18 protein-coding genes are annotated in these 22,247 nt (G+C 71.1%); 5 read left to right on the top strand and 13 right to left on the bottom strand.

Translation table 11 applies throughout. The annotated features are described in order from the left end of the window. Nucleotides 1–3 precede the first annotated feature (3 nt). The 10 genes from ACIBM5_RS10205 to ACIBM5_RS10160 form a co-directional block, all read right to left on the bottom strand. Nucleotides 4–1,032: a polyprenyl synthetase family protein gene (locus ACIBM5_RS10205; RefSeq protein ID WP_391584861.1), complete on the bottom strand. Its 1,029-nt coding sequence runs from the start codon at nucleotides 1,030–1,032 to the stop codon at nucleotides 4–6. Then, nucleotides 1,029–2,402, bottom strand: coding sequence for a hydroxysqualene dehydroxylase HpnE (gene hpnE / locus ACIBM5_RS10200; RefSeq protein ID WP_391584860.1), 1,374 nt, complete (start codon nucleotides 2,400–2,402; stop codon nucleotides 1,029–1,031). Before hpnE ends, ACIBM5_RS10205 begins: the two co-directional genes overlap by 4 nt. Before the next feature lie 89 nt (nucleotides 2,403–2,491). Then, nucleotides 2,492–3,373 carry a presqualene diphosphate synthase HpnD gene (hpnD, locus tag ACIBM5_RS10195; RefSeq protein WP_391584859.1) on the bottom strand — a complete coding sequence of 294 codons (882 nt, stop codon included), beginning with the start codon at nucleotides 3,371–3,373 and terminating at the stop codon, nucleotides 2,492–2,494. Nucleotides 3,374–3,383: 10 nt separating this feature from the next. Beyond that, nucleotides 3,384–4,283, bottom strand: coding sequence for a squalene synthase HpnC (gene hpnC, locus ACIBM5_RS10190; protein WP_396006407.1), 900 nt, complete (start codon nucleotides 4,281–4,283; stop codon nucleotides 3,384–3,386). A 584-nt stretch (nucleotides 4,284–4,867) separates the two neighbouring features. After that, the gene (locus ACIBM5_RS10185; protein WP_396006406.1) at nucleotides 4,868–5,848 is read right to left on the bottom strand and encodes an oligopeptide/dipeptide ABC transporter ATP-binding protein; all 981 of its coding nucleotides are present in this window, start codon (nucleotides 5,846–5,848) and stop codon (nucleotides 4,868–4,870) included. Further along, complete coding sequence (locus tag ACIBM5_RS10180) at nucleotides 5,845–6,819, bottom strand: ABC transporter ATP-binding protein (RefSeq protein WP_396006405.1); 975 nt, start codon at nucleotides 6,817–6,819, stop codon at nucleotides 5,845–5,847. The genes ACIBM5_RS10185 and ACIBM5_RS10180 overlap by 4 nt, the downstream gene beginning before the upstream one ends. Continuing rightward, entirely contained in the window at nucleotides 6,819–8,402 is a 1,584-nt protein-coding gene (locus tag ACIBM5_RS10175) for an ABC transporter substrate-binding protein (RefSeq protein WP_396006404.1), read from the bottom strand. Before ACIBM5_RS10175 ends, ACIBM5_RS10180 begins: the two co-directional genes overlap by 1 nt. Further along, nucleotides 8,399–9,316: an ABC transporter permease gene (locus ACIBM5_RS10170; RefSeq protein ID WP_396006402.1), complete on the bottom strand. Its 918-nt coding sequence runs from the start codon at nucleotides 9,314–9,316 to the stop codon at nucleotides 8,399–8,401. Before ACIBM5_RS10170 ends, ACIBM5_RS10175 begins: the two co-directional genes overlap by 4 nt. Then, a complete protein-coding gene (locus ACIBM5_RS10165) occupies nucleotides 9,313–10,296 on the bottom strand; it encodes an ABC transporter permease (RefSeq protein WP_391584853.1) in 984 nt (327 codons plus the stop codon). The genes ACIBM5_RS10170 and ACIBM5_RS10165 overlap by 4 nt, the downstream gene beginning before the upstream one ends. Before the next feature lie 123 nt (nucleotides 10,297–10,419). After that, nucleotides 10,420–11,109 (bottom strand): heme oxygenase (biliverdin-producing), encoded by a 690-nt coding sequence (locus tag ACIBM5_RS10160; RefSeq protein ID WP_396006401.1) that lies wholly within the window; start codon nucleotides 11,107–11,109, stop codon nucleotides 10,420–10,422. Nucleotides 11,110–11,549: 440 nt separating this feature from the next. Here ACIBM5_RS10160 and ACIBM5_RS10155 point away from each other — a divergent pair, with 440 nt between their 5' ends. The 4 genes from ACIBM5_RS10155 to ACIBM5_RS10140 all read left to right on the top strand — a co-directional run bounded on the left by ACIBM5_RS10155 (nucleotide 11,550) and on the right by ACIBM5_RS10140 (nucleotide 15,151). Beyond that, complete coding sequence (locus tag ACIBM5_RS10155) at nucleotides 11,550–12,266, top strand: neocarzinostatin apoprotein domain-containing protein (RefSeq protein WP_396006399.1); 717 nt, start codon at nucleotides 11,550–11,552, stop codon at nucleotides 12,264–12,266. An 80-nt stretch (nucleotides 12,267–12,346) separates the two neighbouring features. Continuing rightward, nucleotides 12,347–12,964, top strand: coding sequence for a neocarzinostatin apoprotein domain-containing protein (locus ACIBM5_RS10150; RefSeq protein ID WP_396006398.1), 618 nt, complete (start codon nucleotides 12,347–12,349; stop codon nucleotides 12,962–12,964). A gap of 34 nt (nucleotides 12,965–12,998) precedes the next feature. Beyond that, nucleotides 12,999–13,322 (top strand): DUF2470 domain-containing protein, encoded by a 324-nt coding sequence (locus ACIBM5_RS10145; protein ID WP_391584849.1) that lies wholly within the window; start codon nucleotides 12,999–13,001, stop codon nucleotides 13,320–13,322. Between the two features lie 362 nt (nucleotides 13,323–13,684). Beyond that, entirely contained in the window at nucleotides 13,685–15,151 is a 1,467-nt protein-coding gene (locus ACIBM5_RS10140; RefSeq protein WP_396006397.1) for an MDR family MFS transporter, read from the top strand. 348 nt (nucleotides 15,152–15,499) lie between these two features. On the opposite strand, the gene ACIBM5_RS10135 is transcribed toward ACIBM5_RS10140, so the two are convergent. Both ACIBM5_RS10135 and ACIBM5_RS10130 read right to left on the bottom strand, forming a co-directional pair. Further along, nucleotides 15,500–16,786: a DUF1214 domain-containing protein gene (locus ACIBM5_RS10135; protein ID WP_396006395.1), complete on the bottom strand. Its 1,287-nt coding sequence runs from the start codon at nucleotides 16,784–16,786 to the stop codon at nucleotides 15,500–15,502. 1 nt (nucleotide 16,787) lies between these two features. Further along, entirely contained in the window at nucleotides 16,788–18,071 is a 1,284-nt protein-coding gene (locus ACIBM5_RS10130; RefSeq protein WP_396006394.1) for a sulfotransferase family protein, read from the bottom strand. Between the two features lie 308 nt (nucleotides 18,072–18,379). Here ACIBM5_RS10130 and cysC point away from each other — a divergent pair, with 308 nt between their 5' ends. Beyond that, on the top strand, nucleotides 18,380–18,970 hold the full coding sequence (gene cysC / locus ACIBM5_RS10125; RefSeq protein WP_391584845.1) for an adenylyl-sulfate kinase: 591 nt from the start codon (nucleotides 18,380–18,382) through the stop codon (nucleotides 18,968–18,970). A gap of 381 nt (nucleotides 18,971–19,351) precedes the next feature. Here the strand turns inward: cysC and ACIBM5_RS10120 are convergent, their stop codons facing one another. Continuing rightward, nucleotides 19,352–21,022, bottom strand: a complete 1,671-nt coding sequence (locus ACIBM5_RS10120; protein ID WP_396006393.1) for an MFS transporter — start codon at nucleotides 21,020–21,022, stop codon at nucleotides 19,352–19,354. Nucleotides 21,023–22,247 lie beyond the last annotated feature (1,225 nt).

Raw genomic sequence — 22,247 nt, 5'->3', positions numbered from 1 at the left:
TCTTCACAACTCCCGAGTGGTGGTGAAGGCCGCGAGTGAGGTCAGGTCCGTATAGGTACCTTGCGGGACGTCCAGGGAATCCAGGCAGGCCATGGCCTGCTCCAGGCGCCGTGCCGCCTCGGTCTCGGTACGGGCACGTCCGCCCGCCTCCTCGACCAGGCGGGCGGCCAGGGCGAGTCCCTCCTCGTTGCGCGGTCCTTCGTCCGTGTAGATGCGCGCCAGCTCGCGTCCGGCGGTCGTGTCGCTCGAGAGGGCGGCGACGACCGGGACGGACTTCTTGCGCCGGCGCAGGTCGTTCCAGGCGGGTTTGCCGGTCACCTCGGGTCGCCCCCAGATACCCAGCAGGTCGTCCACCGCCTGGAAGGCGACGCCGAGGTGATGCCCGAAGCCGTACAGCGCCTGCACGGTGCGCTCGTCGGCGCCCGCGAGGGCCGCCCCGATCGCCGACGCGCAGGCCAGCAGGGCCCCGGTCTTGTTGCCCGCCATGGTCAGGCACTCGTCGACGGTGACGTCGAGTCGGGCCTCGAAGGACAGGTCCTGGGACTGTCCGTCGATCAACCGGGCGGTGGCCTCGGTGAGCAGACGGGCGGCGCGATCGCCGTCCGCGTCGTCGGCGTCCATCAGGACCTGTTCGGCCAGCACGAGCAGACCGTCGCCGGCCAGGACGGCAAGTCCCGGACCGAAGACCTTCCACGCGGTGGGCCGATGCCGGCGTTCCTCGTCGCCGTCCATGAGGTCGTCGTGGATCAGCGAGAAGTTGTGCACGAGTTCGACCGCGACGGCGCCGGGCACACCCACGTGGGTGGGCGCGCCGACCGCCTCGGCGGACAGCAGCGCGAGCGCGGGGCGCAGTGCCTTGCCGCCGTTGCCGGGCAGCTCGCGACCGGCCTCGTCGGCCCACCCCATGTGGTACGCGGCCACGCGGGCCAGCGGCGGTTCGAGTCGGGCCGTCGCGACCCGCAGCGCGGGGCGGCTCGCCTCGCGCGCGCGATCGAGCACGGCGGGGGCGATCGATGCGTCGGCGAGCGTCATAGCGGCGTCGTCCTCTCCGGAATGGCACGGGTGCGGCCGAGATGCGGGAGGGCCTCACGGGCGGCGGAGAGACCGCTGCGAACGGCACCCTCCATCGTCGCGGGCCATCCGGTGGCGGTCCACGCCCCGGCCAGGGCGAGACCGGGGAGCGCGGTCCGAGGGCCGGGACGAAGCCGGCCCGAACCGGGGGCGGGACGAAAGGTCGCGGCACGTTCCTTGGTCACCACGAACCGCTCGACCCGGGCATCCCGGGCCGAGGGCAGTACGCGGGCCAGCTCCGGGACGAACCTATCCCGCAGCTGCGCACTCGTCAGGTCGATTTCCCGACCCGCCGCGGACAACGACACGGCCACGTAGCGACCGGCGGCCAGACCGTGACCGGCGCTGCGGTCGAACATCCACTGGACCGGGCCGCCGATGCCCGCGGCGAGCGGGACGTCCAGCACCGGGCGGTCGTAGACCACGTGCAGGTTCACGATCGGCGAGGTGCCGAGCCCGGCCAGCAGGTTCGGATCGGCCGGCATGTCGCCCAGGAGCAGGGCGCCCGCGGGCAACAACCTGGCCGCGTCGTAGTGCGGCACGGCCAGCACCACCGCATCCGCCTCGATCCGTTCGCCCCCGGCGAGTATCGAGAAGACGCCCGCGCCGAGGTCGAGCGTGTCCACCCGGGTGCGCAGGTGCACCCGCACACCCGCCCGCTCCAGCGCGCGGGTCGCGGCGTCGCCGTGCAGTTCCTGGAGCGGAACCAGGCTCCAGCCGATGTCGGCGCCGTCGTTGCGGTCGAGCACGCCGGTGCGGAAGACCTTGACCGCCATCCCGAGCGAGGCCTCGGTCGCGGGCAGGTTGAGCGTGGCGATCCCGATCAGGTCCCACATCGCCTCGCGCTCGCGGGCGGTGACGCCGAAGCGGTCCAGCCAGGCGGCGAAGGTGAGGTCGTCCAGGGCCGGGTCGGCCGGGTCCAGCCGGCGCAGCGCGAGCGCGGCCAGGCCGACCCGGGCCCGGCCGGCCATGGTCAACAGCGGGTACCGGGCCAGCGCGGAGGACAGGTGCAGCGGGGCGGGCAGGGCGGATCGGCGCAGTCGGGTGCGGGTGCCCCAGGGGGTGCGCACCGGGACGTCCATCCGGGGTTGGAGGTAGACCTTGTCGGCGCTGCCGATCCGCTCCAGAAAGGAGATGTACTCGGTGCAGCAGCGCAGGAAGACGTGTTGCCCGTTGTCGAGCCACATGTCGTCGCGGCGCAGCGAGAACGTCGCACCACCCAGCCTGGGCCGGCCCTCCAGGAGGGTGACCTCGACGCCGGTGTCGGCGGCGGCCAGCGCGGCGGTGATGCCCGCCAGGCCGCCCCCGATCACCACCATGCGTGCGCTCATGCCTTGCTCCGTACCCACGTGATCAATCCCTGTACCGACCCCTGCGGCCGGCCTGCCGCTCCGGCCTCGGGCCGGTCATCGAACGACGTTCACCGCCTGCGCGCGAGCAGCGAGTGCGCACCGACCGGCAGCCCGGCGAGTGCCCGCGTGGCGATCTCGGCCTTCTCCCAGTTCGGGAGGGAGAGCCGACCTATCAGCACCTGGCCGGGCTCCTCCACGATCCTGGTCAGCAGTCGGCGGTAGATGCCGGCCATCGCGCCGGTGCTGGCCGCGCTGCGCCGGTCGAGCAGCGGGAGCAGGGTCAGTCCCCGTTCGAAGAGTTGCTCGGCACGCGCGCCCTCGAACCGGACCAGGTCCTCGAACGCGGCGCTCCGGGTGAACCGCCCGTCCTTGTGCCACGCGTCCTCCAGGCCGAACTTGGCCAGGTCCTCCCGCGGCAGGTAGACCCGGCCGTTGTCCTTGTCCTCCTTGATGTCGCGGAGGATGTTGGTGATCTGCAGCGCGATGCCGAGGGTGTCCGCCAGGTCGGGCGCGTGCAGCGAGTCGCGCGAGCCGAAGATGCCCAGCGAGAGCCGGCCGACGGTACCCGCGACGCAGCGGCAGTAGACCCGCAGTTCGTCGAAGGTCTCGTACTCGGTCTCGCGCACGTCCATCTCGACGCCGTCGATCAGCTCGTCGAGCGCGGCCAGCGGGATCGGGAACCGGGTCGCGGCGTCGGCGAGCGCGACCGCGACGGGATCGCGATCCGCGCTGAGGTCCTTGAGCTGCTTGCGCATCCTGGCCAGCTCCGCGATCTTGCGATCCGCCGGCAGGTCGCCGTCGCCGATGTCGTCGATCTCTCGCGCGAAGGCGTACACGGCGCTGAGCGCGAGGCGCTTGGGCTCGGGCAGCAGCCTGATGCCGTAGTAGAAGTTGCGTGCCTGATTGCGGGTCAGGCGCTCGCAATACGCATACGAAGCGTCGACGTCCATGGTTCCCCTTTTACCTCTTTCGTACCAGTACGCCGGACAGCTCGCGCAGCAGGGTGGCCTTGCCGGGCTTCGCCCGATGAGCCAGGACGTCGAAACCGGCGTCCTTGATCGCGGCCACGGCCGCTCGTCCACCGGCCACGAACCCGGCGATCGCGAGGCGCTCGCGCCCTCGCAGTGTCCGCGCGAGCGGTGCGCCGAGGCGCAGCAACTGCGTCGCGCGGTGTGTCTCGTAGGCGATCAGTCGCCGCACCGCGGGTGCGGCGGCGGGCGCGGCCAGATCCGCCTCGGTGACGCCGAACCGGTCCAGGTCCTCCTTGGGGAGGTAGATCCGGTCGCGTTCGAGGTCCTCGGCCACGTCCTGGAGGTGCTCGACGATCTGGAGTGCGGTGCAGATCTCGTCGGAGCGCGCGATGCGTTCCTCGTCGGCGCGCCCGAACACGTGCAGCACCAGCCGACCGACCGGGTTCGCGGACAGCGCGCAGTAGGCGGCGAGGTCCGCGTACGTCGCGTAGCGGCGCACCACCTGGTCCTGTCGGTTGGCCTCGATCAGGCCCAGGAACGGTTCGATCGGCAGGTCGAGTTCGCGCACGCTCGGTTGCAGCCGGCGCAGCACCTCCAGCTCGGGGGTGCCGGTGAACACGCGACGCAGGTCGCCTTCGAAGGCGTCGAGCTGGGCGACCCGGTCCCCCTCGGCCTCGTCGCCGATGTCGTCCACCAGGCGAGCGAAGCCGTAGACGGCGAGCAGGTGGCGCCGGTGGTCGGGGCGCAGGATCCCCATCGCCACGGGAAAGTTCTCGTGGCCGGCCTGACGCATGACCACGTCCGGGTCGATGACCGCGGCGTCGATGCCCGCCGTGTCGTCGCCGCTCGCGCCGGGCGCGCGCTCGAGACCGCGGGAATCACTCCCCATAACTCTCCCTGGGCCCCCGAAAACATTCCCAACATTACAGTTGGCCAGGAATTCGTGCCGTCCCGGTCGGTCTGACGGTTCAGCTTGCCCGATCGAAGTCGGATCGATCAAGCACCGAGAACACGCGTGTCATAGCTCACCCGGACTTTTCCTTCGCGAAACACTTTTGTTATCACCGCGAACCTCTCGCACACCGTTGCCGATCCCCGTACCACTCAGGACGTCCGGCGTGCCCGGGTGGTTTCCGGGCACCTGAGGAGGTTTCGTCTCCCGATCCCCTCCTTGCGGAGTAGTGCGGAGTTCCGCCTTCCGCATGAGGAGTACGGCGATTATCCGTGCGCAATGGACCAAGTGGGGTCGATAAAGCGAGTGGCCGGCGAAATGTTGATCAACTTTCCGGATTTGCGGAATACCCGGAGGATAGTGGTGCGCGCCGACACGCCGCCGTACACCGAATCGATACCCGAATGCGCAGACCGGGTCGACCCCGGTCCCCCGACGGTCCACGATCCGCGACTTCGACCCCCGCTCGCGCCGGCCGCGCGCAGCCGCGCGCCCGCGCGACGACCGGGTGTGCGCGAGGTTCACCGGGGGTGGTGGCAGGCCACGTCGATCTCGCCGAGCGACTCGATCGGCGGCCGGTGCTCGGCGCACACCTCGGTCGCGAACGGGCAGCGCGGGTGGTACGCACAACCGGGCGGCGGCGCCGCGGCCGAGGGCACCTCGCCGACGATGCCCGCGCCGAGCGCCGCCGCGCTCGCCCGGCCGGTCCGCCGCGGGTCGGGCACCGGCACGCTCGCGAGCAACATCCGCGGATAGGGGTGCCGCGGGTGGGACAACACCCGCTCGGCCGGGCCCAGCTCGACGATCCGGCCCAGGTACATCACCGCCGCACGATCGGCGAGCCGCCGGGCAATGTCGATCTCGTGGGTGATCACCACGATCGCCAGGTCCAGCTCGGTGCGCAGCCGCAACAGCAGGTTGACCACCGTCGCCTTGACGCTCGCGTCCAGGCTCGCGGTCGGCTCGTCCAGGACCAGCACCCGCGGACGCACCAACAGGGCGCGCGCGAGCACCGATCGGGCCAGTTCGCCACCGCTGACCTCGGCGGGCAGCCGGTCCAGGTGATCCGCGCTCAACCCGACCCGTTCGACCATCGCGAGCACCAGTTCGTCCCGCTCCGCCCGATCCGCACCCAGCCCGTGCACGCGCAGCGGCTGGTGCAGCGCGTGCCGCAAGGTGCGCCGCCGGTTGAAGGCGGCACGCGGATTCTGCGTGACGAGCTGGATCAGCCGCTGATCGGCGGGGGTACGGTCGCCGGACAACACCCGGCCGGCCACCGCGACGGTGCCCGACGTCGCGGTGTCCAGACCCGCGAGCACCCGCGCGATCGTGGTCTTGCCGGAGCCCGACTCGCCGACGACCGCAAGCACCTCGCCGGCCGCGACCGTGAACGAGACGTCCTCGGCGGCGGGCACGACCCGCGGCTCGGTCCGGCGCCGGCCGAACGAGCCGGGCAGGGTGAACCGGCGGGTCAGTGCGTCCACCGTCAACAACTCGCTCACCGGCCGGCCTCCCGATCCACCCAGTGGCAGCGCACGTCGCTCGCGCCGTGCCGGGCCGCGGCGGGCATTCGTTCGCGGCACACGTCCAGGACATGCGGGCAACGCGGCGCGAACGGGCAGCCGGACAGCAGGTTCGCCCCCTCCGCGCTGCCCTCGACCGCCCGCAGCGGCCGGTCCGCCGGCGTGGTCGCGGGCATCGCGGCGATCAGCGCCCGGGTGTACGGATGCCGCGGCGCGGCGAAGAGTTCGCGCACCGGCGCGGTCTCCACCAGCCGCCCGCCGTACATCACCCCGACCCGGTCGCAGATCGTCGATATCACCGCGAGGTCGTGCGAGACGTAGACCATGGCGAGCCCGAGCTTGTCCCGCAGGGTCAACAACAGGCGCAACACCTGCGCCTGCACGGTCGCGTCCAGGGTCGTGGTCGGCTCGTCGGCGAGCAGCAGCGCGGGCTCGTGGGCAAGCGCGGCGATCGCGATCACCACCCGCTGGAGCTGACCGCCGGAGAAGGTGCCGGGCAGGTCGCGCGGCCGGTCCAGGATGGGGCCCAGGCCGATTCCGGTCAGCGTCTCGCGCACCTCGACGTCGTCGAGGCGATCGCCCAGGTACCAGCGCAGTTGGCGAAGCACGGGCGTGGTCGGCGCCAGCGAGGTCATCGGCTGTTGCGGCACCAGCGCCAGCCTGCGCCCGCGCACTCGGCGCAGGTCCCGTTCGCGCATCGCGGCCAGGTCCTCGCCCTGGAACTCGATGCCGCCCGCACGCGTCGCGCCGTCCGGCAGCAGACCCATCAGTGCGGTGCACACGCTGCTCTTGCCGCTGCCGGATTCGCCGACCAGGCCCAGGATCTCGCCGGGCGCCACGTCGAAGGAGACCCCGCGCACCGCGGGCACCGGCCCGAACGGCCCGCGATAGCCGACGTCGAGGTCGCGCACCCGCAGCAGTGGCGCCTCGGTCGCATGCGCCCGCGCCATCACACGAACCGCAGGTGTTGTGGGTCGAGTCGGCTGATCCGCAACATCGTCGGGTCGAGCGGGGACAGTTCGGCGCGCTGGGCCAGTGCGAGCTTCGGGTACACCGGCGGGGTGATCACCGCGTCCTCGGCGAGCAGCCGGTTCACCCGGCCGAGCGCGGCCTCCCGTGCGGCGGGGTCCGAGGTCTGCCAGACGGTGTCGATCAGCCGGTCCACCTCGGGGTTGGCGTAGCCGCAGGAGAGCACGTTGGCGGAGCCGGCCGGGGCGAGCGTCAGGTAGTTCGCCGGGCCCGAGGTGAAGCCGGACGAGAACGTGTTCATCAGCATGTCGTAGTCGCGCGACAGCCACTTGTTGGACCACGGCCCGCCCGCGAGTTGCTCGATGGTGACATCGAGGCCGATCTGCTTCCAGCCCGCCACCAGCACCTGGGCGATGTCGCGGATGCCCTGGTTGGTGCCGATGGTCACGGTGAACGAGCGCTTGGTCGTCTTCGCCCGGGCCAACAACGCGCGGGCCTGGGCCACGTCGGGTGCGGGCGGGAACGTCTTCAGCGTCGCGTCCCAACCGAGTTCGGCGGGCCCGATCGGACCCTGACCGATGGTGCCCTCGCCGCCGTACACCCGTTGCAGCACACCCTGGCGGTCCATCGACAGCGCGACCGCCTTGCGGAAGTCGGGGTCGGAGAACGGCTCCTTCTTCATCATCACGTAGCTGAGCACGTCCAGTGGCGCCTCGGTGAGCACGAGCGCGAGCGACTTGTCCCGGCGGATCGTGTCGAAGGTGGCGAAGGACGGCGCGGTGATCAGGTCGACCTTGCCCTGCCGCAGGCTCAGCACCCGCGTGTTCGCGTCCGCGAAGACGGTGTACTCCATGCCGGCGAACGCGGGCTTGGCGCCGCCGGGGTATTGGCCGCCGTGGTAGCGGTCGAAGCGGGAGAGGGTGAAGCTCTGGCCGGCCACGAACCTGTCCAACCGGTACGGCCCGGTGCCCATCATCGTGTCCTTGCGGGCCACGAAGTCGCGGTGGGTGATCGGCAGGTTGGTCAGGTGCGAGCGCAGCAGGCCGTACGGCTTGCTCAGCACGATCCGCACGGTGTGCTCGTCGACCTTCTCGAAGCGGGAGAGGTAGCCGAGCATGTAGGTGATCCACTCGCTGCCGGCCGCGAGGTCGAGCATGTGCGCCAGCGTGGCCACCACGTCGTCCGCGGTGAACGGGCTGCCGTCGTGCCACAGCACGCCCTGACGCAGGCGGATCGTCCAGGCCAGGCCGTCGTCGGCGATCTGCGGTTCGCCGTCGGCGAGCAGCGGCACCGAGGCGAGCTTCGCGTCGTAGCCGTACAGGCTCTCCATGATCGGCTCGGCGATCCATCGGGTGATCTCCGAGCCGGAGTCGAGCGGGTTCAGGCTGCTGGGCGCGGACGCCACGCCGATCCGCAGGATGCCGTCCCGGTGTCGATCGGCCACCCGCTTGCTCCCGGAGGAGCTCGAACACGCGGTGAGCACGCCCGTGCCGCCGGCGGCCGCGAGCGCCGCGAGGCCGAGGAAGCCTCGGCGGTTCAGGCCGACTGTGCGCACCGGGGTCACTGGGTCTCCTTGTGGGTCGGGGTCTGCTTGGGGGTCTGCTCGGGCGCGCGCCGGCGGACCGGACCGGTGCCGACGACGCGCGGTCGGCCGCCGCCGGCCGTCTCGCCGAGCAGGTTGAAGCCCAGGATGCCGAGCACCAGGACCGTGCCGGGCAGCGTCGCGTACCACCAGTCGCCGCCGATGATCTGTCCGCCGGCGTCGGCGATCAGGTTGCCCAGGGTGGCCTGCGGCGGCGCCACGCCCAGGCCGAGGAAACTCAGGCCGCCTTCGGCGAAGACCGCGATGGCCATCGCCAGGAGGGCCTGGCCGAGCACCGGCGGCCAGACGTTGACCAGCACCTCGCGGAAGAGGATCTCCCGGGTGGGCACACCCAGGCCGCGCAGGTTGGTGACGTAGTCCTCGCGCATCTCCACCACCGTGGCGCCGCGGGCGACCCGGGCGAAGTAGGGCACGAAGCCCAGCCCGATGGCGAATGCGACCCGCGGCCCGTTGCCGACGGTGACCGGACCGAAGTGCATGTCCGCGGTGCCCATCAGGCCGATCAGGAACATCACGAAGACGAACTGCGGCAGCGCCTGGAGGGTCTCCACCGAGCGCATCAGCACACCGTCGAGGCGACCGCCGTGCCGGTATCCGGCGAGTACGCCCAGCGGCATGCCGACCGCCACCGCGAAGCCGATCGAGGTCAGGCAGATCCACAACGAGGTCCACGCGCCCTCGGCGGTTCGGGCCAGCAGGTCGCGGCCCAGGTGGTCGGTGCCGAAGGGGTGCGCGAGCGAGGGGGCCTCCGGGCCGGGGGTGACCAGCGCGACGGGATCGCCGTGCAGCCGGCCGACGGTGGCGACCAGGAGGTAGAGCACGACGCAGGCCAGGCCGATCCAACCGGCCACGCCCAGGCGCGGGCGGGGCCTCACCCGGCCCGTCCGAGCTTGTCCCGGGTGACGCCGGCCGCGGTGCGCGGATCCACGAGCGGGTAGAGCAGGTCGACCACCAGGTTCAACAGCAGGAAGATCGCCGAGGTGGCCACGCAGGCGCCGAGCGCGAGCGGGTAGTCCTGCCGCTGGAAGGCGGTGACCATCAGTTGGCCGATCCCCGGAATCTGGAACACGTTCTCGATCAGCACGGTGCCCGACAACAACCCACCGATCAGTACACCGGCCACGGTCAGCGTCGGCACGAGCGCCCCGCGCAGCGCCACCCGGCGCAGCGTGAGCAGCCGTGAACCGCCCATCGCCCGCGCGAACAGCACATGGTCGGAGGCCATCGCGTCGGCGAGCCCGCCGCGCAGCGAGCGGGTGAGCATGGCGAACGTGGCCAGTGCGAGCACGATCGCGGGCAACACGAGCACCTTGAGGTTGGTCGCGGGGTCCTCGGTGAAGGTGACGAAGCCGCCCGCGTTCGGCAGCAGGTCCGGATGGCTGTCGCCGACCAGCACGAGCGCGAGCACGGCCAGCCAGTAGCCCGGCAGGGACATCGCCAGCACGCTCAGCACCCGCGTGCCGTGGTCGACCACGCCGCCGCGGCGCAGCACCGACCACGCGCCGAGCAAAGTGGCCGGGATCACTGCGAACACGGCTGCGAGCAGCCCGAGTTCGAGTGAGATCGGCAGCGCGCGGCCGATCTGGTCGGCGACCGAGGAGCCGTCGTAGAGCGAGGTGCCGAAGTCGCCGCGCAGCGCGTCGCCGACGTAGTCGAGGTATTGGGTCACCAGCGGCCGGTCCAGACCCATCCGGTGCTCGACCGCGGCGCGGGCCACCGGATCGGCCGCGACCTGCGGCGCGAGCTGGTTGACCGGGCTCACCGGCGATGCGTGCAGCAGCAGGAACAGGCCGGTCACGACGGCAAACATCACCACGACGACGCCCAGGACGCGCCGCACCAGGTAGTTCGTCATCACTCTCCCGCCGATCCGATGCGCCATCCATTGTCGGACGGCGCATCGGACGGTGGGCCCCCGGGGCGTGCGGTGGTGGCGGAACGCACGGTTCCGCGGTCGATCGGGTGGTGCCGCGATCGATCAGGCGGTCTTGCGGAACCGCTCCAGGTCCTTGCCCAGCTCGCGCAGCACGGCACTGTTGATGTCGTACGCGAACAGCACCTCCTGGATCACCAGTTCCTGCTCCTCGGCGTCCCACGGCGCGTTGTTCATCGCCGCGCGGTAGGCGTCCTTCCACACGGTCAGGTCGCCGAGCCCGTCGAACACGTAGAAGTCGCTGCCTCGGGTGCCGGGCAGGTCGTAGTGCTTGCGCATCTGCTTGGCGATGAACTGGCCGCCGGACATGTCGCCGAGGTAGCGGGTGTAGTGGTGGGCCACGAAGCCGCCGGCCCAGTCGTAGCACTTCTCCCGCATCCGGTCCGCGTAGCGCCGGGTGGCCTCGTTCGCGGGCCACTCCTGCTTCCAGTTCTCGCCGGCCAGGAAGAGCATGTCGGCTTCGAGCACGGCTCGGCGGTCCAGGCGCGCATCGGCGAACGGGGCGCCGATCGGGTCGTTGCGCATGGTGTCCGCGGCGTCGTCGAGCACGACGTAGGCCCAGTAGTGCTGGGCCACCATCGCGGTGTACGCGTCCCGGGTCAGTTCGCCCTTCATCAGCGCTTCGAGGAAGCCCGAACCCTCGGCCTCCTGGTGGAAAGCCCACGAGCGCTTGCGCAGCGACTCGGCGAAGGTCGGGGTTGCACCGGCGGTTTCGGCGGTCTCGGTCGTGGTCATGAGGTTTCCCCTAGGTGCGACAAGATCTACCGAACACGCACAAGATGGTGCGGACGGTGCGAACTGTGATGGGTCGGGCGGCTTCGCCCGTGCGGATTCGACACTTCGCCCAGGGCGCAGTGCCGGCAGCGATTCGGGTCGCCGCCCGTTTCCGCCGGCCCTCGCAGTCTGTGTGGCGCGATGCGGTGCCGTCAATAAGTTACCGACAACTTGTCGGCACGTTGTCGGCAGGGTCTCCATCCGCCGGAGTCGGCGCGGCCGACCGGCACGAGGGCCCACTCCAGGGGGGCACGAGCCGGCCGCACGGAGCCGGCCGAACGCTCGATCGCGGCCGTCTCCGGGGCCCACCCCGGCAGTCCCGTCGGATCGACCCGGTCTTAGGATAGCCTCACCTCCAATCATTCCGTACGCGATCGTACGGTCGGCCCAGAGGAAACAACGTGAGCCCAGCCCGCACCGGACGCCTCGGCGCCGTCGCCGCCGTCGCGACGCTCCTTCTCGCCTGGTCGCTCGGCGGCCCGGCGAGTCCCGCACACGCGGCCGGTACCCCGGCAGCGGGCAAAGCCACCCTGACCGCGGCGAAGACCACCGGGCTCGACCCGGCGGGCGACGTGGTCAAGCTGGTCGGCAAGGGCTTCACGCCGGGCGTGCGGCTGTTCATCCTGCCGTGCGACCCCGCCCAGGGCGCGGGCCGCGCGTGCGACATGGGCTCGTTCTCCGGCCCCACCGAGGCGGACGCGACCGGCTCGTTCAGCACCGACGTCAAGGTCATGGCCAAGTTCGGTGCGGTCGACTGTCTCAAGACCCGCTGCGCGATCGCCACCTCGAACTCGGCCAACGGCAAGGACCGCACGCAGGAGGTCTACCTGCCGATCGGCTTCCAGGGCGAGGACCCGGGCCTGCCCGCGAGCCCGCCGCCGGCCACCGCCGCGCCGCAGGCCGGGGCGCCGGGTGCGGGCGCGCCGAAGACGTCGGCGGCACCGGCCACCGGCGCGCAGGCCACCACGGCCCCGAACACCGACGGCACGGTCGTCGCGACCGAAGACAAGGACGACGACGGCAACGGCGGCCTGATCCTCGGACTGATCGCCGCCGTCGTGGTGGTGGCCCTGGTGGTCGTCGGCGTACTGGTCAAGCGCCGTCGCCCGACCGCCTGACCGCGGCCCTCCATCCGTCACTCCCCCATCCGACGAGCCACCGAGTCGGCAGGCTCGTCCCCAGTCCCCGGAGTCCGCACATGCGCACATCCCGTACCGCCGCCGCCGTCGCCGCCACCGCGATCGCCGGTCTCGGCCTCACCGCCCTCGCGAGCGCTCCCGCCTCGGCGGCCGACGCACCGACGATCAGCCTGTCCAAGGCGAGCGGCCTCGCCGCGGGCGGCGAGGAGATCACCGTCACCGGCAAGAACTTCAAGCCCGGCAAGGGCGTGTACATCGCGCAGACCGTGGCCAAGCCGGCCGGCGGCGTGCCGACCCAGTACGGCAACGCCGGGTACGTCCCGCAGGTCGGCCCGGACGGCACCTTCTCGGTCAAGATCAAGCCCGCGCAGAGCTTCGAGGGCAAGGACAAGAAGAAGGTCGACTGCGCCACCACCGCGTGCTTCGTGGCGACCTTCAACGACCACACCGACCTCGCCAACCGCGACCAGGACGTGTGGGTCCCGGTGAGCTTCGGTGCCGCCGCGCCGGCCGCCACCACGCCGCAGACCGGTGCCGGCACCGAGGCCGGCGAGCCGAAGCTGCCCAAGACCGGCTCGTCGAGCACGCAGCTCGCCTACGTGGGTGCGGGCATGCTGGTGGTCGGCGTGGGCGCGGTCGCCGCGTCCCGGCGGCGCCGCGACTCCGCGCGCGCCTGACCACCTCCACCCCCTACCGCCGGAGGCGACCCGCATGAGCGAGGCGACCGTCAACCCGTTCGGAGCGGACGCGATCACCGCCGTCTGCAAGCACATGAACGACGACCACCCCGAGGACTGCCTGCTGATCTCGCGTGGTCTGGGCGGGCAGCCGGACGCCACCTCGGCCACCATGACCGGCCTGGACGGCGACGCGGCGTACTACTCGGCGATCGTGGCCGGGGAGCCGATCGCGGTGCGGGTGCCGTGGAGCCGCTCGATCACCGAACGTCGGGACGTGCGGATCGAGGTCGTCACGCAGTACAACGAGGCCTGCAAGGCACTGGGCCTGCCGGCCCGCGGCGAGGGCGAGCACTGAGCCGGGGCGACGGGTGGGGAACCGACGGGCGGGCCGAGCCGACCACCTGACGGGCCGACCGTTCGACGGACCCGACCCTCTGTAACAAGCATCACGCCGACGGCCCGGGAGGACTTCCTTCCGGGCCGTCGGCGTTGTTCATCCGATGTGTGTGCGGCCATGCGGGTGCCGGGAAAAATAACCTGTCGGCTGCACGTGTACAAAAAGATATAGTGAGCTTCGCTCAGTATCAGGCTCCACCCAGTGTGCCGGACTCCGCTCGATCCCCCACTCGGGTCGGTCCCCGACTCGGTTCGGTCCCAGGCTCGGTTCGGTCCCAGGCTCCGCCCCGCTCCCCCGACAATACGAAGGCCGTCTGCCGTATGCCGCCCATATCCGCGTCCCGCCTCAGTCAGAAGGTCGTGGTCGGCGCCGTCTTCGTCGCCGCGATGTTCGTCAACATCCTCGACGTCACCATCATCAACGTCGCGCTCCCCGCGATCGGCAAGGACCTGGGCGCGTCCCAGGCGAGCCTGGCCACGGTCGCGGTCGGCTATCTGGTCAGCCTCGCGGTGTTCATCCCCGCGTCCGGCTGGCTCGGCGACCGCTTCGGCACCAAGCGGATCTTCCTGATCGCACTGGCCCTGTTCACCGGCGCCTCCGCACTGTGCGGACTGGCGCAGAGCATCGATCAACTGGTGCTCTTCCGGATCCTCCAGGGCGCGGGCGGCGGCATGCTGACGCCGGTCGGCATGGCGATGATGTTCCGGGTCTTCCCGCCCGAGGAGCGGGTGCGCGCGTCCCGCATCCTGATGGTCCCCACCGCACTGGCCCCCGCGCTGGGCCCGGTGCTCGGCGGCCTGCTCGTGGACAAGGCGTCCTGGCACTGGGTCTTCTACATCAACCTGCCGGTGGGTGTGGCCGCGTTCGTGTTCGGCCTGGTCTTCCTGGAGGAGTACAAGAACCCCAAGGCGGGTCGCTTCGATCTGCCCGGGTTCGTCCTGTCCGGGGCCGGCTTCGCGCTGTTGATGTACGCACTGAGCGAGGGCGCGACCAAGGGCTGGGGCTCACCGATCATCCTGTCCACCGGGATCGCCGGCCTGATCCTGTGCATCGCGATGATCTTCGTCGAGCTGCGGGTCAAGGAGCCGATGCTGCACCTGCGGCTGCTCCGCGACCGGTTGTTCGTCAGCACCAACATGGTGTCGATGGTCAACTCCGCCGCCTTCCTGGGCGTGCTGTACGTCTTCCCGCTGATGCAGCAGCAGGCGTTCGGCAAGTCGGCCCTGGAGACCGGTCTGCTCACCTTCCCGGAGGCGTTCGGCGTGGTGATCGCCACCCAGTGGGTCTCGCGCCTGTACCCGGTGGTCGGACCGCGCCGGCTGATGGCGGGTGGCCTGCTCGGCATCGGCGCGTGCGCGGCGCTGCTGGCCCTGGTCGACGGCGACACCGCGCCCGCGCTGATCGTGGTGCTGATGTTCTGCACCGGCGCCTCGATGGCGCACGTGATGATCCCGATGCAGGCGGCCGCGTTCGCGCGGACCGCGCCGGCCGACAACGGCCGTGCCTCGACCATCTTCAACGTGCAGCGCCAACTCGGCTCGGCCCTGGGCGTCGCGCTCCTGGCGAGCGTGCTCGCGGGAATCGGCACGATGACGACCCACTCCGGCGGCGCCCCGAGCCCGAACCTGCACGCGTACCACGTGGCCTTCCTGGTCGCCGCCGGCCTGGCGGTCCTCGGCGCGATCGCGGCCCTGACCATCCGCGACGCGGACGCGGCCTCGACGCTCCGCAAGAAGACCGAGGTCGTCCCGGCCCCCAAGCCCGCGACGGAAAACGCAACGGTCTGAGCGACCCCGCCCCACCACGCTCGCATGCACGCCCCGCACGCACCCGCCCCGGGCAGGCCGGCCCGTAGGCCCGCCCGGGCAAGTCCCTCGGCCCGTTCGGGCAACGCCATCACGCCGGCCGGGCAACCTCCTCGGCCCGTTCGGGCAACCTTCTCGGCCCGTGCAGCAACCCCGTCGAGCCGTCCGGCGTTCGAGGACACCACCCACGCCGGGCCTCAAAACCCGTCCGGGCCAACTCGATCAGCCCGTCCGGCGTTTGCGGACACCACCAACCGCAGCCCAAGACCCGTCCGGGCCAACTCCCGCAGCCCGTCCGGCGTTTGAGGACAAGGCGTCCCGGCGGCGGCACTAGGCCCGAAAGCGCCAGGCCACGTGCGCCGAGCGCCGCCGCATCGTCTCGCGTCGCTCCGGGTCGGTCACCGACCGCGTGCCCACCGCGAGGTGATCCCGCACCTCGTGCCGCAGGGCCACCCGCGCCCGGACGGTGGGCTGTTCGCGCGGATCGAGCCAGCGGTGCGTGGCGAAGACCTCCGTACGCCCCTCGGTGTCCAGCCAGTTCGGCACACCCGGATCCAGTGCGCCGATCACGACCCGGATCAGACCGTCCGGATCGGCCTCCGCCTGCACGTGGTTGAGCGAGGTCTGCCGGTTGGCGAAGTCGAGCGACTCGAACCAGCCCGGGCTGTACAGCTGGAGGTCCCACTGCGCCGAGACGCGCGGATCGGTCTCCACGATCAGCACCTGATCATCCGCCAGCCGCACCCGGGCGAAGCCGTACACCACCTCCTTGACCCCACCGGCCACCGTGGACGGTGTGCTGAACGTGTTCACCGGCTGCCGATCGCCGGTGGTACGCACCCAGTCGTTCCAGACCTCGATCGAGTTCTCCACCGACGTCGCGGCGCCGTCGAGCATCCCCGCGACCCGCTCCGGGGTGACCCGGGCGGCCGGTTGCCCCTGGGTGTCCAGGCGTTCCAGGGCCAGCATGGCCGGTTGTTCCGGCTTCCAGTCGAAGTAGTAGTCGCGTACGTGCAGGACCCGGGCATCCGGCGTCAGGCGGACCCAGTTCCCGGGTTGCTCGGTGGCACTGAGGATGATCTCGACGGTGTCGCCGGGCCCGACGCCCAGGGCGGTCGAGGAGGTCTCCGCGACGATGTCGGTCCGCCCGGAGTGCATGTCCCCCGGCTTGACCTGGAGGACGAACTTCTCGCACGCGTTCATCGTCACGGTGAGCCGGTACACACCGTCCCCGGCGATCGGCGCACGGCGCGCGTTCTGGTCCACGTTCGGCCCGCCCCAGCGATACGCGAGGTCGTTGTGGGTGAAGAACGCCGGGTTCTGCGGATCGGTCGCGGCGAGTTGGTAGGTCAGCCAGCAGGCGACCTGATTGGCCAGGTGTCGGATCCCCTCGGCCCGATCGGTGTCGGTCGCACCGGGGAAGTCGGCCTCCAGGATGCGATCGCCCAGCGCGGCCATGCGCTCGCAATAGGCGCGCCACGCGGTGCCGTTGACGACCTCGTGCGCGGATGCGTCGTTGCACTGCGGATCGTTGCGCTGTGGGTCGTTGCCCTGCGGGTGCGTGCGGTGGGGGTCGTTGCGGTGCGGGTCGTTCGTGTGCCGCAGGCTCGGGTGCACGTCAGATCTCTTCCGTCGGGACCAGGAACCGCTTCTGATAGTCCGTCAGCCGAGATCGTACGTCCTCCCGGTCCAATCCGAGGTCCTCGAACGAGTAGTTGTGCCGCCCGTGCCTGCCCTGCGGACGATCGGCCAGGTGCGCGCGCATCGCGTCCTCGGCCTCGGCGGTGAGGTCGAGGCCGAACGTGGCGTACAACTCGCGCACCACCGCGATCGGATCGCGCATGAAGTCGGCGTAGGCCGAATCGTGCCAGTCGGACTCGGCGATCCGGCCCGCGTCGCGAAACGCGGTGAGCCGGTCGTAGGCGGTGCACCACAGATCGCTCTGGGTGCGGGCGACGTCGCGGATGTCGGACGCGTTGCCGTACGCGTGGTGGATCGTGGCGATCAGGCTGCTCAGCGACGCGAGCACGGTGAGCGGGTCGCGGTGGGTCACCGCCAGACGCGCGTCCGGGTAGACGTCGACCAGTGCGTCCAGGGTGAGCAGGTGCGCCGGCGACTTGAGCACCCACCGGGTCCGCCCCGGGGTACGGCGCTGGAGGATCTGCAGGACGAGCCGGTGGTAGGCGTACGCGGGCCGCATGTCGCATTCGGCCAGCCACGCGGCGTAGGACGGAATCGCGAACTGCCCGGTGAAGTCCTCGGATCGGAACGCGAGCGCGTGCGCGCTGATGCACTCCTTGGGCAGCGTGCCGCTCTTCTCGTGGATCGCGTCCATGGCCGGCACCGCGGCGGTGATGAACCGGATCTCGCGCTCGGCAAGCCCGATCCGCGGGTCGGCGTCCCGGGTCGCGGGCTCGGGCGGCGGCACGGGCCGCAGGAACTCCCAGGTGGTGGGGACCCGGTTCGCCGGGTCCCGGGCCAGCAGCGCGTGCAGGATCGAGGTACCGGTCCGCGGGCCGCCGGTGACGAAGATCGGCCGGTCGATCCGCTCGTCGAGCACGCCGGGGTCGTCCCGTACGTAGCGGGCGATCTGGAGCCGCACCTCCAGCAGCCGGGCCACCCAGGTATGCGCCCACCAGCGGCCGACCCGGTCGAGGTCGGCCTCGTGCTCCAGCGCGTACAGCAGCCGGTCCAGGCCCTCGCGGAAGCCCGGGTCGTGCTCGCCCAGGCCGTCCTGGCCCGGACCGTCCTCGCCCGGGTCGCTCAGTCCGGTCCTGGCCCGCGCCTCGCCGAGCAGCGTGTCGGCGTCGAACCGCCGGTCGAGGTCGTCGGTGAGCGGCGGGATGTCGCCGACGGCAAGGGTCTCGGTCCAGGCGGCACGCTGCGGTGGTGTCCAGGGCATGACTGGGCGTCTCCCTCGCGTTCGGGTTCGCGGCCGAACGCCGAGCCGGCGTGGCCTCGCCGCAGATTAGCTCTTTGTGAAGGTAAATCTGAAGAGCCGTCAGATACTTGTCCGCGGGTCGTCGCAAGGGCGAGGAGTGGGCGGGGTGGTGGGCCGGGTAGCGACCTGGGCGGTGGGCCGGGCGTCGGGCCGAGCGGTGGGCCGGGGAGGCGGCCCGCCTGCCGGTTGTCGCGCGTCGGGCCGGATCCGGGGCGCGACGTGGCGCCCCGTACCGTACGAATCCTCGATACCAATGTGGATGGAGAGTCGTGAGCGAGCGCAACGTGGTCTGGCACGAGGGCGGAGTGACGCGCGAGCAGCGTCCGGCGCCCGGAGCGACGATCTGGTTCACCGGCCTGTCGGGCTCGGGCAAGTCGACGGTCGCGGTGATCGCCGAGCGGCTCCTGGTCGAGCGCGGGATCACCGCGTACCGGCTGGACGGCGACAACGTCCGACTCGGTCTGAACGGCGACCTGGGTTTCGGCGCCGAGGATCGCACCGAGAACATCCGCCGGGTCGGCGAGGTGGCCCGCCTGTTCGCCGACGCGGGCGTGATCGCGATCGTCCCGGTGATCAGCCCGTACCGCGCCGACCGCGACCGGGTCCGCGCCCTGCACGCCCGGGACGGCCTGCCGTTCCTGGAGGTGTTCGTGGACACCCCGATCGAGGAATGCGAACGCCGCGACCCGAAGGGCCTGTACGCCAAGGCCCGGCGCGGCGAGATCGGCGACTTCACCGGCATCTCGGCCCCGTACGAAGCCCCGGAGAAGCCGGAGTTGCGACTCACCCCGACGGACGGCGACCCGGAACAGCAGGCGGAGCGGCTGCTGGCGCTGCTGGAGACGGTGGTCTGGGGGTAGGGGGAGGGGGGTGGCGGGGCAGCGGGGGCAGCGGGGGGCGGCGGGGTCGGTGGTCGGCGGATCGGATGGCTGGGAGCGGCGGTCCGCGGATCGGGTGGCTGGGAGCGGCGGTCCGCGGATCGGGTGGCTGAGAGTGGTGGTCGGCGGATCGGGTGGCCGAGCGCGGCAGTCGGCGGTAGGTGGTAGGTGGTAGGTGGTCGGCAGTAGTCGGTCGGCGGGACGCGTGGTAGGTGACGTGCCGTCAGGGCCCGGGTATCCCCCTCGGATATCCGGGCCCTGACGCTGTGTCGGGTCGCTCGCGCCGAGCGGCCGATACGAACGGCCGATACGAACGGCCGACCGCTTCGACGGTTACCGACCCGCTTGGTTGCGGCCGGCCGCTCAGTGCAGCAGGCCGCCCGTGGCGGGCTTGCGGCCGTGCTTCATCAGCAGCGCGATCACGAGCGCCAGCACGCCGCACCCGATCAGGATCCAGAAGCCGGTGGTGAAGGCGTCCGTGGTGTAGGTACAGCCACGCGGGTCGCATGCGTCGACGGTGGCCATGCCCTGGCCGGTCGGCGAGGGACCGGTGATCTGTAGGCGGTTGTTGGTGAAGATCGGCGACAGCAGCGCGACGCCGACCGAGGCGCCGAACGACTGGGCGACCACCAGCATGCTGGACGAGATGCCCTGCTGCTCCTGCGGTACGGCCTCGATGATCAGGTTCGGCGCGGCGGCGTAGTACATCCCGAAGCCGATGCCGTAGACCACGCCGCAGATCAGCATGAGCTGCCACGAGTCGTGCAGGAACAGGTACATGAAGCCCGCGACGGTCAGCGTGGCGACACCGACGATCATCGGCATCCGCAGCCCCCGACGCTGCCCCCACAGCCCGGCCAGCGGGCCGGCGATCATGCTGGACATGGACTGCCAGATCAGTACGTGCAGGGCGAGTCCGAGCAGGGTGAAGCCGAGTGCGTAGTCGAGCGAGTCGTTGAACGAGACGGCCGCCTTGACCTGGTCGGCGATTCCCGCCCACATCGCCTCGGGTGCGCCCATCGCCTTGGCGCCCTGGACGGCGCCTTCGCCGTACTTGTCCAGAGTGCTCTGCTTGACGTTGTCCGGGGTCAGGCCCATGTAGCTGGTGAGGTAGTTCTGGATGCCGATGATCATGTTCGCCAGGAACGCGATCCCGAGCACGAGCGCCACGCGCGGGGCGGTCAGCAGCTTGAGGTCGATGATCGGGTTCTCCACCCGCTTCTCCCACAACACCCACAGACCGATCACCACGACGCCGAGGACCGCGTATCCGAACGCGGACGGCTTGCCCCAGCCCCAGGCCTGACCCTGGCTGATGTAGAGCAGGATCAGCGCGAGCCCGACACCGAGGATGACGCCGCCGACGTAGTCCACCTTCTGCGGAACGCGCAGCTTGGACTCCGGCACCACGACCAGTAGCAGCGGGATCAGCACGAGCATGTAGACGACCAGGAACCAGAACAGCGAGCGCCAGGAGTAGTGCTCGGTGAGCACGCCGCCGACGACCGGCGCCAGCGCGGCGGAAAGCCCGAGGCCGGTGGCCGAGACGCCAATCGCGACCGGGATGAACTTGCGCGGCATCAGGTCGCGGATGAGCCCGTACACGACGGCGGTCATGCCGAACGCGACCGCCTGGAGCGCGCGGCCGAGCAGGAACAGCGGCCACGAGCTGGTGAGCGCACAGATCAGCGAGCCGAGCAGGAACGAGACGCTGGTCGCGAGCAGCAGCCGCTTCTTGCCGTAGACGTCCGAGAGCTTGCCGATCAGCGGGCTGACCGCGCCGCCGACCAGGCCCAGGATCACCACCATCCACGTGATGCTCTCGCCGACGGACCGGAACGACGGGGCGATTTCCGGCACGGCCGAGGAGATCATCGCGTACTGGAGCGGCACGACCTCGGAGAACATGACCACGACGGCCAGGACGGCCAGGACTCGGCCCTTGGACACGCCCTCCAGTCGACCGGTGTCGACCGAGGACGGGTCGGATTCGGGCTCCGGCGGCTTCGCGGATACTTCAACGGTCGCAGACATACCGGTACTTTCCGTTCTGTGCAGGGGCGCGCGCCGGACACGTGTCACCACTGCGACACGTCCGGTTTTGTACGGAATCTTTGGGGGCAAAGCGCCGCTCGGCCTCGATGGGGCGGGCACGCATCTCGTGGACGCTGCCAACCGGATCGGTGCACTCCAGCCGAACTGGTTGACAGTGTTTAGCACGGCGGGGAGGTGCGGGGAAGAGCAACAGCCGAGTCATGGGCCGTTTGATCCCGATATGCGGCAAAATTCCCTGACGACCCGTCAGCTAACTGTCGCGGTTGGGGTGGGGTTGGGTTGGGTCCGCTGAGGGTTGGGCTGGGCTCGGTGGGATGGGATGGGGTGGGTTGGGTTGGGTTGGGTTGGGTTGGAGGTGGGGTTGGGGCAGGGTGCGGGAGTGGGGCAGGGTGCGGGAGTGGGGTGGGGTGCTGGAGCGGGGTGCCGGGGTCGGGGGGCCGCTGCTGCGTTTTGGTGGGGCGCGGGTGCGAATGGCCGGCTGCGCGTTGGTGGGGCGGGACGGGCGAGGATGGGTGGCTTCTGCGCGTTGGGGGGCGGGAGGGGCGAACGCAGGTGGCTTCGGTTGGAGGGTGGCGGGGCCGCGCGGGGCCGGACCCGGGCCGTGGCCTCGCGGGGTTGCCTGGGGGCGACACGCCTTCCCGGGTGGGTCGGCTGCCGGCGGAGCCCGTGTCCGACGGTGCATGTTGCGTCTTGGTCGGGTAGGGCGCGGGTGGCTTTGTGCTCACCGGTCGGCGTGGCCTGGCGGAGATCAGCCCGGTCCCAGGGTCACCGGCGGTCAGGAGCCCTGGGTCCCCCGGCGAGACACGGGTGTTGCCTGCGGGAAAGGCGCTGGCAACGGCGGAGCGGGAGGGCGGCCCGGTGAGGTTCGCCGGGGAGCCTTCCCGAGTGGGCCGGGCCGTTTCGGCGTGCGGTGCATTCGGGTCGGGTAGGGCGCGGGTGGCCTTGTGCTAACCGGTCGGCGTGGACCGGCGGAGATCGACCCGGTCCCAATGTCACCGGCGGTCAGGAGCCCTGGGTCCCCCGGCGAGACACGGGTGTTGCCTGCGGGAAAAGCGCTGGCAACGGCGGAGCGGGAGGGCAGCCCGGCAAGGTCCGCCGGGGAACCTCCCCGAGTGGGCCGGGCCGTTTCGGCGTGCGGTGCATTCGGGTCGGGTAGGGCGCGGGTGGCCTTGTGCTAACCGGTCGGCGTGGACCGGCGGAGATC

It is taken from the genome of Embleya sp. NPDC050493, from assembly GCF_044458105.1.
Lineage (GTDB): Bacteria > Actinomycetota > Actinomycetes > Streptomycetales > Streptomycetaceae > Embleya.
The sequence above is the reverse complement of the archived record's forward strand: the minus strand, read 5'-3'. Positions and strand labels throughout refer to the sequence as shown.

Coding starts and splice junctions, on each gene's coding strand:
- hpnE (WP_391584860.1), bottom strand. CDS start 2,402: ATGAGCGCACGCATGGTGGTGATCGGGGGCGGCCTGGCGGGCATCACC.
- ACIBM5_RS10140 (WP_396006397.1), top strand. CDS start 13,685: ATGCCGCCCATATCCGCGTCCCGCCTCAGTCAGAAGGTCGTGGTCGGC.
- ACIBM5_RS10145 (WP_391584849.1), top strand. CDS start 12,999: ATGAGCGAGGCGACCGTCAACCCGTTCGGAGCGGACGCGATCACCGCC.
- ACIBM5_RS10165 (WP_391584853.1), bottom strand. CDS start 10,296: ATGACGAACTACCTGGTGCGGCGCGTCCTGGGCGTCGTCGTGGTGATG.
- ACIBM5_RS10120 (WP_396006393.1), bottom strand. CDS start 21,022: ATGTCTGCGACCGTTGAAGTATCCGCGAAGCCGCCGGAGCCCGAATCC.
- ACIBM5_RS10160 (WP_396006401.1), bottom strand. CDS start 11,109: ATGACCACGACCGAGACCGCCGAAACCGCCGGTGCAACCCCGACCTTC.
- ACIBM5_RS10150 (WP_396006398.1), top strand. CDS start 12,347: ATGCGCACATCCCGTACCGCCGCCGCCGTCGCCGCCACCGCGATCGCC.
- hpnD (WP_391584859.1), bottom strand. CDS start 3,373: ATGGACGTCGACGCTTCGTATGCGTATTGCGAGCGCCTGACCCGCAAT.
- hpnC (WP_396006407.1), bottom strand. CDS start 4,283: ATGGGGAGTGATTCCCGCGGTCTCGAGCGCGCGCCCGGCGCGAGCGGC.
- ACIBM5_RS10130 (WP_396006394.1), bottom strand. CDS start 18,071: ATGCCCTGGACACCACCGCAGCGTGCCGCCTGGACCGAGACCCTTGCC.
- ACIBM5_RS10205 (WP_391584861.1), bottom strand. CDS start 1,032: ATGACGCTCGCCGACGCATCGATCGCCCCCGCCGTGCTCGATCGCGCG.
- ACIBM5_RS10180 (WP_396006405.1), bottom strand. CDS start 6,819: ATGGCGCGGGCGCATGCGACCGAGGCGCCACTGCTGCGGGTGCGCGAC.